At 68.1% G+C, this 15304-nt stretch carries 15 protein-coding genes; 3 read left to right on the top strand and 12 right to left on the bottom strand.

Features of this window, described 5'->3' with window-relative positions; all coding sequences use genetic code 11:
• Nucleotides 1-98: 98 nt before the first annotated feature.
• The 4 genes from AC3WOB_RS15260 to AC3WOB_RS15245 all read right to left on the bottom strand — a co-directional run bounded on the left by AC3WOB_RS15260 (nt 99) and on the right by AC3WOB_RS15245 (nt 5851).
• Nucleotides 99-3299 (bottom strand): tetrathionate reductase subunit A, encoded by a 3201-nt coding sequence (locus AC3WOB_RS15260; RefSeq protein ID WP_492275483.1) that lies wholly within the window; start codon nt 3297-3299, stop codon nt 99-101.
• 61 nt (nt 3300-3360) lie between these two features.
• The gene (nrfD, locus tag AC3WOB_RS15255) at nt 3361-4395 is read right to left on the bottom strand and encodes an NrfD/PsrC family molybdoenzyme membrane anchor subunit (RefSeq protein ID WP_492275482.1); all 1035 of its coding nucleotides are present in this window, start codon (nt 4393-4395) and stop codon (nt 3361-3363) included.
• A 19-nt stretch (nt 4396-4414) separates the two neighbouring features.
• Nucleotides 4415-5185 (bottom strand): sulfate reduction electron transfer complex DsrMKJOP subunit DsrO, encoded by a 771-nt coding sequence (gene dsrO, locus AC3WOB_RS15250; protein WP_492275481.1) that lies wholly within the window; start codon nt 5183-5185, stop codon nt 4415-4417.
• Between the two features lie 126 nt (nt 5186-5311).
• Complete coding sequence (locus tag AC3WOB_RS15245; protein WP_492275480.1) at nt 5312-5851, bottom strand: DNA-deoxyinosine glycosylase; 540 nt, start codon at nt 5849-5851, stop codon at nt 5312-5314.
• A 156-nt stretch (nt 5852-6007) separates the two neighbouring features.
• Here AC3WOB_RS15245 and AC3WOB_RS15240 point away from each other — a divergent pair, with 156 nt between their 5' ends.
• Nucleotides 6008-6871, top strand: a complete 864-nt coding sequence (locus tag AC3WOB_RS15240; RefSeq protein WP_013393077.1) for a pirin family protein — start codon at nt 6008-6010, stop codon at nt 6869-6871.
• Nucleotides 6872-6918: 47 nt separating this feature from the next.
• On the opposite strand, the gene AC3WOB_RS15235 is transcribed toward AC3WOB_RS15240, so the two are convergent.
• Together AC3WOB_RS15235 and AC3WOB_RS15230 are read right to left on the bottom strand one after the other, a co-directional pair.
• The gene (locus tag AC3WOB_RS15235) at nt 6919-7377 is read right to left on the bottom strand and encodes a hypothetical protein (RefSeq protein ID WP_492275479.1); all 459 of its coding nucleotides are present in this window, start codon (nt 7375-7377) and stop codon (nt 6919-6921) included.
• On the bottom strand, nt 7367-7834 hold the full coding sequence (locus AC3WOB_RS15230) for a MarR family winged helix-turn-helix transcriptional regulator (RefSeq protein ID WP_013393075.1): 468 nt from the start codon (nt 7832-7834) through the stop codon (nt 7367-7369). The genes AC3WOB_RS15235 and AC3WOB_RS15230 overlap by 11 nt, the downstream gene beginning before the upstream one ends.
• Nucleotides 7835-8053: 219 nt before the next feature.
• Here AC3WOB_RS15230 and AC3WOB_RS15225 point away from each other — a divergent pair, with 219 nt between their 5' ends.
• A complete protein-coding gene (locus tag AC3WOB_RS15225) occupies nt 8054-9082 on the top strand; it encodes an AraC family transcriptional regulator (RefSeq protein WP_492275478.1) in 1029 nt (342 codons plus the stop codon).
• Nucleotides 9083-9094: 12 nt separating this feature from the next.
• Here AC3WOB_RS15225 and AC3WOB_RS15220 read toward each other — a convergent pair whose 3' ends face one another.
• Entirely contained in the window at nt 9095-9610 is a 516-nt protein-coding gene (locus AC3WOB_RS15220; RefSeq protein ID WP_492275477.1) for a hypothetical protein, read from the bottom strand.
• Between the two features lie 326 nt (nt 9611-9936).
• Between AC3WOB_RS15220 and AC3WOB_RS15215 the strand changes: the two genes are divergently transcribed.
• Complete coding sequence (locus AC3WOB_RS15215; RefSeq protein WP_492275476.1) at nt 9937-10566, top strand: hypothetical protein; 630 nt, start codon at nt 9937-9939, stop codon at nt 10564-10566.
• A gap of 12 nt (nt 10567-10578) precedes the next feature.
• Here the strand turns inward: AC3WOB_RS15215 and AC3WOB_RS15210 are convergent, their stop codons facing one another.
• The 5 genes from AC3WOB_RS15210 to AC3WOB_RS15190 form a co-directional block, all read right to left on the bottom strand.
• Nucleotides 10579-10896: a hypothetical protein gene (locus AC3WOB_RS15210; protein WP_492275475.1), complete on the bottom strand. Its 318-nt coding sequence runs from the start codon at nt 10894-10896 to the stop codon at nt 10579-10581.
• 93 nt (nt 10897-10989) lie between these two features.
• Nucleotides 10990-11886: a SphA family protein gene (locus AC3WOB_RS15205; RefSeq protein ID WP_207466932.1), complete on the bottom strand. Its 897-nt coding sequence runs from the start codon at nt 11884-11886 to the stop codon at nt 10990-10992.
• Nucleotides 11883-13493: a phytoene desaturase family protein gene (locus AC3WOB_RS15200; RefSeq protein WP_492275474.1), complete on the bottom strand. Its 1611-nt coding sequence runs from the start codon at nt 13491-13493 to the stop codon at nt 11883-11885. Before AC3WOB_RS15200 ends, AC3WOB_RS15205 begins: the two co-directional genes overlap by 4 nt.
• 26 nt (nt 13494-13519) lie before the next feature.
• Complete coding sequence (locus tag AC3WOB_RS15195; RefSeq protein ID WP_207466935.1) at nt 13520-14047, bottom strand: flavin reductase family protein; 528 nt, start codon at nt 14045-14047, stop codon at nt 13520-13522.
• A complete protein-coding gene (locus tag AC3WOB_RS15190) occupies nt 14044-15285 on the bottom strand; it encodes a styrene monooxygenase/indole monooxygenase family protein (protein WP_492275473.1) in 1242 nt (413 codons plus the stop codon). The genes AC3WOB_RS15195 and AC3WOB_RS15190 overlap by 4 nt, the downstream gene beginning before the upstream one ends.
• Nucleotides 15286-15304: the final 19 nt, after the last annotated feature.

Here is a 15304-nt window from a genome sequence, read left to right as displayed (position 1 = left end):
AAGCTCCTAGCGCTTCACCGCAGCAGTGGCGAGAGCGCGCCATCCGAGCGTGCCGAAGACACAGGGCAAGGCTGGATCGCTCCAGCCCGCCCCTCGGCTCAGACCCGTTCGATCCGCGCCGGCAAACCCTGGCGTACCGCCGCGCCCGACACCCAATCGATCCAGACGTTGGCATGCTCGCCCCGCGTGGCGTCGCCAAACCCCAGGTCGTTCAAGTTCACGCCCGCCGCCAGCGCCGGATCGTGCGGCATGGACTTGCCGTCGATGACGTGAGCGCGTGCGCCCAACTCGGTATGGCCGTAGCCGTGCTCGATGCCCACCGCGCCCGGCTGGATGCCGTCGCGCAGCAGCGCCAGTCCGGTCACCGCGCCGCCCGGCGTCACGATGCGCACCGCGTCGCCGTTGCGGATGCCGAGCCGTTCGCCGTCCTGCCGGTTGATCGACACCGGGTTGTGCGGATGCACCTGGCGCAAACGATTCACGCCGATGGACATGGAGCTCATCAGGTTGGACTTGAAGGAGCTGAGCAGGAAGGGCCAGTCCTGCTGCGCGTATTGCGCCCGCATGTCGCGGCCGTCCGCCAGGCGCGTCGGATACCAGGTGGGACAGCCGCTATAGCGCTCGCCCGTCATGGAATGGCGAAAGCCCGCCAGTTCCTCGCTCCAGACCTGCAAGGGCTTGGCGTAGGCGGCGCGCGTCTGCCGCGCTCCGCCTGCTTCCACCCAGGCGTCCTGCATCTTGTCGAAACGCCCGCCGCGGCTCATCAGCATGGCGACCTGGCGCCATTCGCCCGGCTTGAGCTTCTGCTGCAGCAACGCGCCATAGCGGTCCACTCCGGTGAGCGCCATGTCGTCGTCGCTGGCCTCGGACACGGGCTTGCCGGCCGCGAAAGCGATGTTGGCCATGCCGCGCAGGAAGAAGTCCTCGGGCGTGTCCAGCGCGTACTTGGCGCCGTCCTTGTCCGAGATGGCGCCGGCGCCGAAGCCCGGCATGTCCAGCCGCTTGGCGCAGGCGATCAGGAAGGTTTCCAGGCAGACCGGCTCGTCCGTGGCCGTGCGCGCCACCCGCGGCTGCACGGCGGGCCAGCGCACGGTGGAAGCCTTGGCGACCACGTCGGCCCAGGGCGCCGAGACGCCCCAGCTTTCGTACGTGACCGTGTCCGGCACGATGTAGTCGGCCAGCGCGTTGGTCTCGTTGATGAAGGGGTTGATCGACACCGACAGCGGTAGCAGGCCCGGATCCTTCATCTTGTCGATGATGACGCTCTTCAAGCCGGCAATGCCGTAGATCGGGTTGCTCATGTGGTTGAACCAGACCTTGGCGCGGTACGGATAGCCCGCCAGCGCCGACGCCAGCATCTCCGAGCTGAGGCCACCCGTGGCCGGATACCAGGGCGCCGCGGCCGGATAGGCCGGCTGGCCCGCCGCCTTCTTGCGCTTGAACTCGCTGGACTTCTCGTACGGAAAGCGGTTGCGCGACAGGCCCACACCCTTGGGCGTGGCGCGGTTGGCGAAGCCGGCGATGTTGTAGCGCGGTCCCTGCCCATAGGGCGGGAACGGGCCGGCGTCCAGCACCAGGCCGCCTTCGACGTTGAGGTTGCCCACCAGCGTGTTCAGCATGGCAATGGCATAGGCGGTATAGAAGCCCGAGCCGCTCATCGTGCCACCGTGTGCATCGGCCACGGCCCGCTTGCCATAGCTGGTGAAGCGTTCGGCCAACTCTGCGATCTTGGCGGCGGGCACGCCGCTCAGCGCCGCGTATTCGTCCAGCGTCTTGCGGCGCGCTTCCTCGCGCAGCAGCGACAGCGAACTGCGCACGCGCAGGGCTTCGGGCGCCCCGTCCATGCCGGGCGCGGCCACCGTGTCCTCCACGAACAGCGTGGCCGGCGCGGCCGTGGTGTGCGGCGCCAGCGTGCCGTCTTCCAGGCGCACCACATACACGTCTTCCCACTTCTCGCCGGCATCGGCCGGACGCGGCCAACCCAGATCGGCGCCGCGCAGGAAGCTACCCAGGCGCGGATGGCCGGGCTCGGCCACCACCAGATGGGTGGCGTTGGTCCAGGCCGCCTCGCCCGCGGCCTTCATGGCCTCGGGACCGGGTTGGGCCAGCGCGCGGGCGTCGTAGCGTTCCTTATCCAGGATCCAACGGATCAGGCCCATGGCCAGGCCCAGGTCGCCGGCCGGATTGACGGCGACCCACTCATTGCCCGATCCGGCCGAGAGGCTGGACGAAGCCGGCAGCATGGGCGACACGACCACATAAGTGAAACTGGCTTCTTCCGGCCGCACGCGGGCCTCGGCCAATTGGCGGGCCTGGCGCTGGAACGGGTTGCCGGCCTGCGCCGGGGCCGCGCCGATGAACAGGCCGAAGCGGGCATTGTCCCAATCCGGCTTGCCGTGCGGCATGCCCTTCAAGTCGCCCAGCGCGGCGCCCGCGCCCACGCGGAAACTCTGGCCGCAATAGGAACCATGGTTGCTGAAGTTGACCGTGCCGAAGGATTGCCCGGCAAAGCGCTGGATCAGCGGGGTGCGGCCTTCATTGGACGCGTCGGTAAAGAGGAACTGGTTGACCTTGGCGCCGTACTCGGGGTTCTGCGGGTCCAGCGGCGTCTCGCGGTCGAAGATGGCGCGCAGGCCGTCCACCTGGCCTTCGCCGAACAGGTCGCCGCCTTCGCAGACTTCCTGCACCAGCTGTTCGAACGAGATGGTCTGCCACTTGCCCTCGCCGCGCTTGCCCACGCGCTTGAGCGGCTGCAGCACGCGGAAGGGGCTGTTCATCTGTTCCAGCATGGCCGAGCCGCGGGCGCAGGAGGTGGCGCGCCCTTCCAGGCCGTTGTCGCCGCCCAATTGCGCATAGACCTCGCGCACCGGCGCTTCCATGGCGGCCGGCCGGGTCGTGGCCAGCGGATGGTAGGGATTGCCGGCCACGCGCAGGATGCGGTTTTCCTTCGTGTCCACGCGCAGGCGCACGCCGCACTGGGTCCAGCAGCCCAGGCAGCTGGAGGGGCTGACCGTCTGGCCCGGCTGGGCGCTGAGCACGCCGGTCAAGGGATCGATGCGGAATTCCGGCGTCAGCGAATTGCCGCGCACGGCATGCGCCGTGGGCACGCCGGCCGTGCCTTGCGCCAGGCCCTTCACGGCGCGGACCACGGTTTCGCCATAGCCCGCCGCAAAAGCCGCCATGCCGCCGGCGACCACGCCGCCGCGCACCATCAGCTTGCGCCGCGCCTCGTCGCGCGGTTGATCGGCGGCCTCGTCCGGCGGGGCGCCGCGCTTGTCGTCTTCGTATTGCTTGTCCATTGCTTTCATTCCATGTTCTTTCGTCTAGGGCCTGCGCACACACAGGCCCAGGCGGCGGCGCTCAGGCCGCCAGGCCCCGCGTGCGCGCCGGAAACAGTTCCAGGGCATAGGTCACGGCGGCGATCAGCGCCACGCACAGGCCCAGCACGCCCACCATGCCCAGCAGCCCATCGCTGCCCCAGGGCATGTCGTACAGATAGAGACCGGCGCCGTACTTCGGCACGCCCTGCACGCTCATGAAGACCACCCAGCGGAAGATCCACGCCGCGGCCAGCATCGTCAGTGCCAGCGCCGCTGAAGGCAGCGGCGCGGCCAGCGTGCGCGCCGGGCGCTGCAACAGCGCAATCATGCAGAAGCCGGTCGCCACCGCGCCTGCCAGGCTGACGCGCCAGATCGGGAACTCCGCGAACAGGCGCAGCGCGACGTCGAACGAAGGGTCCATGCCCAAGAGGCCCAGCAGCGCCCAGGCGCCGGCACCCAGCGCCATCATCACCACCGCCGTCACGCTCAGGCTGCGCAACAGTTCCACCGGCATGGCCTGCGTGCCGCCGCGCAGCCAGCGGCCCACCAGGAACATGGCCCCGAGCGCGCCCAGCCAGGCGGTCAGCGCGAAGTTCACCGGCAGGAACACCGTGTGCCACAAGGGCCGCGAACGCAGCACCATGACCTCGGCGCCGGTGTAGACCAGGATGGACAGCGCCGACACCGCCAGCGCCATGCCCAGCGCGCGCACCCAGCCGATGCGGCCCCACCACCAGGCAGCGCAGAACAGCAGCGCCAGCGTCACGAACACCGGCAGCAGCAAGGCGCCCAGCCACATCCACGACCAAGGCGTAACATGCGCGTAGAAATGCCAGAAGCGGCCCGGCTGGTGCAGGTCCGCCAGCAAGGACACGGGCGCGGCGATGGCGCTGACCAGCAGCACCGTCACCGCCGCGGGCAGCAACCGCCGCGCCGGCGAGCCAGCGCTGCCGAAGGCCGCAAAGGCGGCGGTCAGCGCGGTGGTGGCGCTGATGCCGATGAGGAAAAAGTACTGCACGGCCCACGGCAGCCAGGCGGCGTCGTAGACCGGCGTCAACAATTCAGAGATCTGCATGCTCATCCCCTTCGATGGCTCAATGGCCGCCAGCCAGCCGCACGCCGGCCTGGCCGTCGACCTGATGGACGAACGCATCGGGCAGGCCGATGTAATAGACGTGGGGATCGGTCTTCATCTCGGGCTTGAGCACCTTGATGTCGGCCTTGTGCTCGACCAGCAGCTGGGAAATGGCGCTGTCGGGATCGTTCAGGTCGCCGATGACGCGCGCGCCGCCCACACAGCTTTCCACGCAGGCCGGCAGCAGCCCCGCTTCCAGGCGGTGCTCGCAGAAGGTGCATTTGTCGGCGGTCTGCGTTTCATGGTTGATGAAGCGGGCGTCGTAGGGACAGGCCTGCACGCAATAGGCGCAGCCCACGCAGCGTTCGTTGTCGACCAGCACGATGCCGTCTTCGCGCTGGAAGGTGGCCTGCACCGGACAGACCGGCACGCAAGGCGGGTTGTCGCAGTGGTTGCACAGGCGCGGCAGCATCACCATGGAGGCCGGGCCGCCAGAGTCGGGCAGGACTTCGTATTGCAGGACGGTGGTGCGGAACTGCCCTATCGGCGGCAGGTTCTCCATCGAACAGCTGACCGTACAGGACTGGCAGCCGATGCACTTGCGCATGTCCACGACCATGCCGTAGCGCTTGCCGGCGATGCCAGGGCGGCGCGGCGGCTGGCCGTTGATGGCGGCGGCCTCGGCGCGGATGGGAATGACGGTGGCCGCGGCCCCCAACCCCAGTAAGCCCTTTAGAAAGCCTCGTTTACCCGGGAGTGGCGGTTCCGGGGGGCTGGCGGGGGTACTCATGGTGCTTCTCCAAGCGTTAATTCCGTTACAGGAATTAACTTATCACCTGGAGTTATATAGAGGCTTGATAAGTATCAAACTGGGGACGGATAAGTACGAAACCGGGCCGGTCTACGGCCCAGTCCGTCAATCCTCGATCTTGAGCGCCCGGCGCCAAGCGGCCAGCTTGTGCTCGAACGAAGCCGCCGCGTGCGCCGGGCTGGTCGACGGCAGGTCCATGTACTCCAGCGGGACGGCCAGCCCGGGCAGCACGTGGCGACGGTACAGCGCCGCGGCCTTGGCGCCATTGAAACAGACCCGGACGATGGCCGGGTGCCGTTCCAGGAATGCGGCGAAATCGTTGGCGACCAGAGTGTCGCCGCGGATGTCGGCGTCCAGGCTGCCGGGTCGTTCGCAGGCTTGCAGCACGTCCCACAGGGCGACGCCTGCGGCTTGCAGGGCATGCAGGCGCTGCGCGTAATCCAGGCCGGGATCGAAGCCGAAGACGCCGGCCGCGATGGGCCAGAAGGCGTTGCGCGGGTGGGCGTAATAGCGGCCCTGCCTGAGCGACGCCACGCCCGGCATGGAACCCAGCACCAGCACGCGCGCGCCGGCCTGCGCCACCGGGGCAAAGCCCTGGACCTGATTCTCTTGGCCCGTCAGGGCTGCGCTCTCTGTATCCACCATTCCCGAAGGATACGCGAGCCCTCGGTTCCCGCCCCAGTGTCCGATGCATGGAACAGTGCTTATCAGCGCGGGGGACTACCGCGCGTGGGCTTGCGCCCTTATCTTCTTAACTATGACGAACGGCCCCGCTGGGGCCGCGCAACAGGAAATACGACCATGAAGAAGATTCTCGGATTGCATGCCAGCCCCCGTCCCCACTGGGTGGGCGACGGCTTCCCGGTGCGCTCCATGTTCTCCTACAACGACAAAGGCAAGAACACCAGCCCGTTCCTGCTGCTGGATTATGCCGGCCCGGCGCAGTTCGAACCGGCCGAGCATCCGCGCGGCGTCGGGCAGCATCCGCACCGCGGCTTTGAAACCGTGACCATCGTCTACAGCGGCGAAGTCGAGCACCGCGATTCCACCGGCAACGGCGGCGTCATCGGTCCCGGCGACGTGCAATGGATGACGGCGGCCTCGGGCATCCTGCACGAGGAATTCCATTCCCACGACTTCACCCGCAATGGCGGAGAACTGGAAATGGTGCAGCTTTGGGTCAACCTGCCCGCCAAGGACAAGATGGCGCCGGCCGGCTACCAGGGCATCCTCAACGCGGACATCCCGACGGTGGAATTGCCGGACGGCGCGGGCACGCTGCGCGTGATCGCAGGCAACTACGCGGGCCACGCGGGGCCGGCGCGCACCTTCACGCCGATGGACGTGTGGGACGTGAAGCTGGCCGCCGGCAAGTCGGCGACCTTCCCCGTCGCCGCGGGCCGCAACAGCATGCTGGTGGTGCTGCGCGGCACGGTGCTGGTCAACGGCGAAACCGTGGCGCGCGACGCGCAGCTGGCGCTGTTCTCGCTGGAAGGCGAGGACATCACCGTCGAAGCCAACAACGACGCGATGTTCCTGGTGTTGAGCGGCGAGCCCATCGACGAGCCGGTGGTCGGCTACGGCCCCTTCGTGATGAACACGCAGGCGGAAATCGTCGAGGCCATCCAGGACTTCAACGCCGGACGCTACGGCAAGATGCACTGAGGCCAAAGGGCCGGCGGGTATCCCGCCTCGCACCGCGAGGCGGGATACTAAGCCAGGACCTGCCCCTGCGGGCGCCGCCGCAAGCGCCCAAGCCTGATGCCGTCGCGGATGTTCAAACCGATCAGCGCCAGGTTGGCGGCGCCCGCCGCCAACTCCAGCGCCTGCACACCGTAAAACACCCCGTCGAACAGCCCTGCCTGCGCCCGCAGCGCCAGGAACAGCGCCGCGGGCACCAGAATCAACAATCCATTGGCCGCGATAAAGGGCATGCGCCTGCGCTTGGCCAGCAGCAACGGATGCCTGCCCTTGCCGCCCATCATGAAGCCGCTGGCGGCGGTAAGCATCATGACCGGCACGAAGCCCAGCAAGGCATAGGCAATGGCCAGCTTGACCTGCGCCACCGCGGAGGTCGCCAGGAACAGTTCGGACACCGCCGTCGATATCCAGAATGCGGCCAGAAACAGCAGCGTCAGCACGGCTGCCGTCGCGTGGATTCTATGTTTCATGATCTTGCTCCGATGGCGCGGGAACGTGCGCGGCCAGCAAGCCGGTCAGCACCCTCCCCGCCGTTTCCAGTTCGGCCGCGCTGAAGCCGCCGGCCAGTTGCCGCGCGCGCTCCTTCCAGCGCGCGTCGATGGCGCCATACACGCGCCGGCCCTCATCGGTCAGCCGGTACAAGGGCGAACGCTTGTGCTGCGGATTGGCGCGGACCTCCACCAAGCGCGCTTCGGACAGCAGATTGAGCTGCTTCTGCGCGCCCTGGCGGGTCACGCCCATGGCGGCCGCAAGCTGCGGCGCGCTCAGGGGCTGGCCCGCCAGCGCCAGGGCGCCCAGCATCTGCCAGCGCGCGCTGGTCAGCGCCTCGGGCGCGACGAAGGCATCGCCCCAGTCGAGCAGCGCGCCGTTCAACTGGAACAAGGTCAGGATCACCCCGGTGAGCCGTTCTTCCTTGGTCGGATTCATGCGTGGTCTCCTTGGCGGTCCGTTATATTGACAACCAGTTTCCATTAATGAAAACCGGTTGTCAACATGAATTTGCCTGGGTTTTCTGCGCTCCGTGGACACCCGCCGCAAAAAGCGGATAGAACTCCCCGTCCCTGGACGGGTTTTCCACCAGTCCGCCCGGTCCGGCGCAGCTTTACTATCAAAGCCTTCAAGACCCCGGCAGTGGAGTCCCCCGCCATGCTCGACACGACGCAGTCCGCCACCAGCACATCTTGGCCGCCGGCCGGGCCGCGGATCGAGTCGGTCCTGGGCCTGCCAGCGCAGCAGCTGTTCGCCTCCGGCGATCTGGACGAGGCCCGCTCCATGGTCGGCCGCGTGATGCGTCCGCACCACCTGGGCGTGGTCGGCGCGCTGCAACGCCTGGACGCGCGCATGCACCACCAGCCGCTGGGCGAAGTCTCGCTGAACCGCCTGCGCTACGGCGCCAACGTCGAGATCCGGCCCGGGCCGCTGGAAGACTTTTTCCTGGTGCAAATGCCGCTATCGGGCTGTGCCCGCATCAGCAGCGGCCCGCAACAAGTGGATTCGACGCCCGATGTCGCCTCGGTCGTCAGCCCGGACGACGACCTGGCCATGCGCTGGGCCGAGGACAACGACCAGTTCATGCTGCGCGTGGGCCGCTCGCTGCTGGAACGCACCCTGGTGGGACATCTGGGCTGTGCGCTGGACCGGCCGCTGCGCTTCCAGTTGGGATTCCGCTGGCGCGAATGCCCCGCCTGGCGCTGCCTGATGAGCTATCTGCTGGACTGCTCCACGCAGCACGCGAACCTGGCCCAGCACAAACTCATCGTGCATCAGATGGAACAGCTGGTCGCCGCCACCCTGCTATCTGCCCAGCCTCACAACTACACCGGCGCGCTGCCGGGCCGCCGCGGCGCGGTGCTGCCGCGCCACGTGCGCAGCGTCCAGGACTATCTGCAGGCGCACGCGCACGAATCCGTCAGCGCCGAACAGCTGGCGCGCATCGCCGGTGTCAGCGTGCGCAGCCTGTACGCGGGATTCAAGGAATTCCTGGGCGTGAGTCCCATGCACTACCTGCGCGACCTGCGCATGGAACGCGCGCACGCCGAGCTGGTCTCGGGTGAAAGCCGCAACATTGCCGGCGTGGCGCTGCGCTGGGGCTTCGCGCACATGGGACGCTTCAGCGCCGGCTACAAGGAACGCTACGGCGTAAGCCCCAGCCAGAGCCTGCGGCGGCGCGGCTGAGGCGGCACCGCTTCAGGGCCTGGCTGGCGCAGCCGGCTTTGCCTTGGCAGAGGAATCCTGCGCCATCACCCCACGCGCAAGCTGATTGATCTTGGGAGCCGCTTTCATGGCGCCGTCCTTGTGCTGCGTCAGGAACTGACGCGCGTAGTACCGCTCGAGTTCGCAGGGATTCGGATTCTTGCCCGTAAAGCCCACGGAAGCGTCTATCAACTTGCCGGCATGCGCCTGCTCGGCAAGAACGCGCTTGCGCATCGCCTGGATTTTCTCCGCCGCGTCCTTGCGCCCTTCCTGGGAGTTCAGGCGCTGGGCGAGCTTGGCGCGCAGCGCAGCCGGGTCTGTCGGCGCGCGGGCCAGGTCCATGCCCAGGCTCGCTTGCGCCAGGGCCATGGCCACCAGCCCTTGCACCTCCGGCCCGTCTGCCGGGTACAGCTTGCAGGCGGCGATGAAACCCATGTGGGCGACGGCCCTGTCACCCAGCCACTCCTGGTCGCTGTCGCTACCCATCGCAAAACCCAACGAATTGCGCATCGGTTCCTGCACTTCAAAGCTGCTGCTCGTGTTCTGCGCCGCGGCGAGTCCGCTGCACAAGAAAAGCGCCAGCGCCGAAATTGTTCTTTTCATCATGTTCCCCGTGAGCGCTCGCCGGCGCGGATATCTCCACGCCGGATGCTATTCCAGCATCAGCCAGAATGGTGAGCGAGGTCCCAAAACGCCCGCGAGAGCAGGCCTACAGTTGCATCCGAACAACGCCTGCTTTCCTCATCCGTTGGCCGCTATGGCATGGAAGGTGGATTTCCACGAAACTCGCGCAACAGGGGGCCGCAGGTCTGGCGCAGCCCAGGGAAGGACACTCGATGAAAACACTACAAAGCAGCCTTCTTCTTTGCGCGTCGTTGTCCATCGGGACGGCAGGCGCTTCGGACGATATCGACATGCAGGCGTTCGAGGCTTCGAGCCAGGCCTTGCGCTCGGCCGATGCGAAGGCCGAAGCCAGGCGCGCAGCCGTCGCCGCGCTTTCACCGCGTCTGCAGAAAATCCCGCTCGGCGAGCGGGCCGGCGCGCACATCGCCGCCGCCGGCGCTTGCGCCATCGACGTTCCCATCGACGACATCAATAAACTGTCATCGCTGGCCGTGGCGGAAGCGGTCCTTGGCAAGCCTCTTGCCCAAGTCCCCTATGAGTCCAAAGCAATTTTGAAAGCGACCACAGACGCAATCCGAACGCCGGAAGCGGTCGCAGCGGCAACCAAGCGCCAGCAGCGACTGCAAAAATTGGCTCAGGCCGAGCGCGACTGGGTTTCCCAAGTACGGGTCGCGGTAAAAAAGATCAATCCCAAAGGCGAACCCAGCGACTGCCGGCATCTGCGTGGACAGATCGACGATCTGCTGGACAATGCGGACCGCGACAACTCCCTCAACAAGGCCGAGCTGGTTCTGTTTGCCGTCCAGGAACTTCAAGGGCAACGCAAGCAGTCCGCCCGCTGAGGCGCCCCTCGCCTAAGGCTGCTCGATCCAAGGCGCCGCCGCCTCGTCCCGGCTCCAGTGCCGCCAGCCGTACCGGTAGGCGTGCTGCAAATAGGGCCCGCGCAGGATCCGAGGCTCGCTGTCGGTGGCCTGTTCCGTGCCGAGCAAGTGCAGAACCTGGGCCCAGTCCGCCAGCCCGCCCCGGGCGCCGCGCAATGCGGCATCCGCGAGCTGTCCGGCCTCTTCGACCGATGCGGCGCGCACCAGGAAGCAGGTATCCGCGCCATCCGGACCGCCGGTGTACGGGTCCTCGGATTCGTTGCCCCAGCGTATCGCTTCGTACAGATTCATGCCCCTGCCCCGTCCAATCGACAGCGGAACGATACCAGCAGACACGCCCCGGAAACTGGCGGCGGACAGGGCCTGCCCGAAGGAACGCCCGACCTAGAACGGAATCCCCAGCTTCACATACAGCTGCGCGCCTTCGGGCCGGTTCTTGACCTTGAAGTCCTGCTGCCACTTCGCCGTGAACAGCCAGCCTTTTTCATTCATGTAGCGTACCGAAGGGCCGAAGCCGAAAGCCCGGGCGCGGCCCGCGGCGCTGTTGGGACCGCTGTCGTCGGTGACCTGCTGGAAGGCGTAGCCGCCCACCCCCAGCACCCAGCCCTTGCCCACGCCCCAGCCCAGCGCGTAGTCGGCGTGCAGCGCCTGGCCCGAACGCGTATCGGTGGCGGAGTTGGTGAAGTTGAAGTCGTACATGACTTTCAGGTCGGCGTTGAAGCCGTCCGGACTGATGCGGCTCAGCGCGAACACCGGCTGCGCGGTCCAGTAGTTCTTGCCCAGGCTGGACGGGTCCTTGCGGTCGTACTCGCCGGTCGGCGCGTACATGTCCAGCCCGACCACGTAGTGCAGGCTTTCGGACGGGTGATAGCCCAGCGCCACGCCCAGCGTCATGTCGCCCAGCCCGGTGCTGCGGTTGCGCTGGCCGGCAGCCTTGGCGGTCACGTCCAGCAGCGGCGCAATGGCGTGGAAGGCCAGCTGTCCGCCCATGACCTGCTGCTGCGTGACCCAGATCAGGCGCGGCGCCAGCACGTTGACGTCGACCTTGAAGCCAGGCACCGGCACGCGCTCGCCGTCGTTGCCGCGCAGCGTGTCGTAGCGCGCCCCGCCGGCATAGACCAGCATGTGCACGCCGGGTGGCGGCAGCGCGCCCGACATGAAGTTCTCCAGGCCGTCCGGGTAGATGCCCAGGCCGCCGCCCTCGGTGGCCTGGGCCCCCGCGCTGGCCAGCGCCAATGCCGTGGCGCTGGCCAGCCGCCGGAGTTTCAGGTGTCCGCTCATGTTCCCCTCCTGCCTATTTGTTGTGCGACGAGATAGCCGGAGCCGCCGCCCAGCCCGGGACCCGGGTGAGTGGCGGCGCCGATATGAAAGAGATTGCGCAGCGGCGTGCGGTGGCCGCGCGCGCCATGGCCGCCAGCAAAGGGCCGCAGCCAGAAGAACTGGTCAGGCGAACACACCCCCGAATAGGGATCGCCCCCGACCAGGTTGCAATTCAGGCCTTCCAGGTCCGCCGGCGAGTAGGCGCGCCGGCCGACGATGCGTCGCGCCAGGCCCGGCATCACGCGCTCCATGCGCGCCTGCACTCGGTCGGCCATCGCCTCGCGCACGGCTTCGTTCCAGCGGCCGTCGGCCGGCGCCGCGATCTCGCCCGCGGCGTCGCCCTTGATCCGCGCCGGTAGTTCCTGCATCTGCACCCACAGGATCCAGCCGCCTGGCGGCGCGCGCGTGGCATCGACCGCGACGGGCTGGCCGATGGCCAGCGTGGGACGCGCCGGCAGCAAGCCATTGTTCGCCTCGGTGACCGAGGCGCAGACCTGCTCCATGCTCTCGGTCAGGTGCACCAGCGGCACATGGCGCAACTCCGGCGTGAGCCAGTCCGGCGGTGCGTCCAGCGCGAAATGGATCTGCATGCCGCCGCGGCCGTAGCGGTAATTGGCGGCGCGTTCGCGCACGGCGGGTGGCGCGTCGGGCAGCAACTGCCCGTACAGCTGACCCGGCGCCACGTTGCAGACCACCGCCTCGGTGGCGCGGTGCTCGCGTCCCGCCGCCACTACGCCCACGGCCCGGCGGCGCCTGCCCTCGCCGCGCGTGACGATGCGTTCGACGTGCGCGCCGGTCTGCAAATGGCCGCCGTGCCGTTCGATGACGGCGGCCAACGCGTCGACCACGCCGCTGCCGCCGCCCTTGACCACCGGCATGCCGCCGGCCACGACCGCGGCGAAGGTCAGCTTGCCGATCAGCGCGGAACAGGCATCGTCCGGACCCAGCCCGGTGTGCAGCACCCAGGGCGCAATCAGGGCGCGCGCGGCGTCCGACTGCAAGGCGCGCTCGGACCAGCGGCGAAAGCTCTCCATCGAATCGGCGGCGAAGGCGGCCAGACCGTCCATGCCGCGCTTGCGCCATTCGCCGAACAGCAGCTTGAGCATGCCGGCGCCGTAGGGGTTCTGGCCCAGCAGGCCGAAGGTCAGCGCGGCGTCCGCGCCGAACAGGCGCTGGGCCATGGCGGCGAAGGCCGCGCCGTCGCCGGGCGCCCAGGCGTCCAGCCGCCGCGCGCTGTCCGCCACGTCCTGCTTGAGCGCCAGGCCCGAACCGTCCGGCAACACCAGCCCGGTGGCGTACTCGCCCTGCATGAATTCCAGTCCGGCCTCGCGCAACGCCGGCTTGAGCGCCGCATAAGCGGGGCTGCCCATGAACAGTGGGTACCAGCAGGACAGCACGTCGTGGCGGTAGCCGGGGAACAGTTCCTCGGTGCGGATGCAGCCGCCCAGCCTGTCGTTGCGTTCCAGCACCAGCACCGACTTGCCGCGCTGCGCCAGCAAGGCCGCGCAGACCAGCGAGTTCATGCCGCTGCCGACGATGATGACCTGCGCCTCGGACTCCAAGGACATGATGCGCTCCGATGAGTAGTAGGCTGCTACGCGGCGGTCAGCGCGGTGAAGCGCCCGGCATGGAACACCAGCGGCGTGGCCGCCACGCTGGCCACCCGCAGCACCCGGCCGAACAGCAGCAGATGGTCGCCCGCGGGGCTTTGCTGGTCGTTGGCGCAGACCAGCGTGGCGACGGCCCCCGCGATGGCGGGCACGCCTTCCGGCACGTCGTGCACCGGCGCGCCCGCGAACTTGTCCGGAACCGAGGAGCTGGCGAAACGCATGGCCAGTTCTTCCTGGCCGCAGGCCAGCACGCTGATGGTGAAGTGGCTGCAATCGCGGAACGCCGCCAGGTTGGGCGAATGGTTCACCAGGCTCCACAGCACCAACGGCGGATCCAGCGACAGCGAGGCAAAGGAATTGATGGTGAGGCCCACCTGGCGGCCGTCCGGACAGCGTGTGGCGACGATGGCCACGCCGGTCGGATAGCTGCCCAGCACGCCGCGCAGGACCTTGGGATGCAGATCGGTGCAGCCCCAGTCCAGGGGCAGGCCCGCTGCGCAGCCTGTCGTCATGCCGCCGCCCGCGCCGGTTGCGCCGCAATGAAGGCTTCGCAGGCCGTGGCGTCGCCCCACCAGGGATACAGCGACGGCGGATGGTTGAAGCCGTTGGCGATGGCGCTGGCGATCGCAGGCGTGTGGTCCGCGGCCTGCAACAGCTTGAGCAGATGCGGCGCCGGCGGCAGCAGCATGGAGTTGGTCCATTCCACCACCGCGCCGCCATAGTCCCAGAAGCGCTCGAAGGTGCGCTGCATCCATTCGGCGGTAAAGGTCGCGTCGCCATGCGCCAGGATCGCGTCCAGGTAGACGGCGCAGGCCTTGGTGGCGTTGTTCGAGCCCTGCCCCGTGATCGGGTCGTTGGTCACCACCGCGTCGCCCAGGCCGAACACCAGCCGGCCCGACGGCAGGGTCAGCACCGGCTTGCGCACCGTGGGCGCGAAACTGCCGGCCAGGATGCCGTTGGCGTCGGTCAGTTCCACCGAGCCGCAACGATCGGCCTCCCAGGGCAGGTAGGTGTGCAGGATATGCAGGCTTTGCGCCAGGTGCTCTTGCGGCGATTTGATGTCGCGCCAGCAATCCATCGGACCGCCGGGCACGCCTTCGAACACCATGATCTCGCACGGGCCGCTGGTGGTCAGCGCCGGGAACACGAAGTACTCGCCCACGCCCGGAATCAGGTTGAAGGCGACCCGCGAATGATCCGGCGCCGGGCGCATGCCGTGCACGTAGGTCAGCGCCAGCGCGCGCTGCGGCCGGTCGAAGCGCGAGCGCAGCGCGTCGCGCTCGAACAGCTTGACCACTTCGCCCTTGCCCGCGGCCAGCAGCACCAGGTCATGCGAGGCCGCCAGCAGTTCCAGCTCGGCCACGCCGCCGTCCTGGATCAGCAGCCTGCCGCCGCGCGCGGCGAACAGTTCCATCCAGGCCGGCATCTTGATGCGCTGGTCCACCGCCTGCGCCGGCCGGTCCAGGCGCGCGACCCAATCGATCAGCTTGTGGCCGGGCCGTTCCGGATGCGGTAGCGCCAGGCCGATGCCGTCCACCGTAGGGCATTCGGCTTCCCACTGGTTCAGGCCCAGGTCGCGCTCGACTTGCAGCGAGGCATCGAACATGCACTGGCTGGACATCACTTTGCCCTGGCGGATATGGTCCGGCTCGCGGTTGGTGACCACGGTCACCTCATAGCCTTTGTCCAGCAGCCCCAGCGCCAGGGGCAAGCCCGCCTGTCCGCCACCCACGATTGCGATTCGACGCATGATTGCTCTCCTTTGTATG

The organism is Achromobacter sp. FW305-C-30-7 (assembly GCF_058783105.1).
The sequence above is the reverse complement of the archived record's forward strand: the minus strand, read 5'-3'. Positions and strand labels throughout refer to the sequence as shown.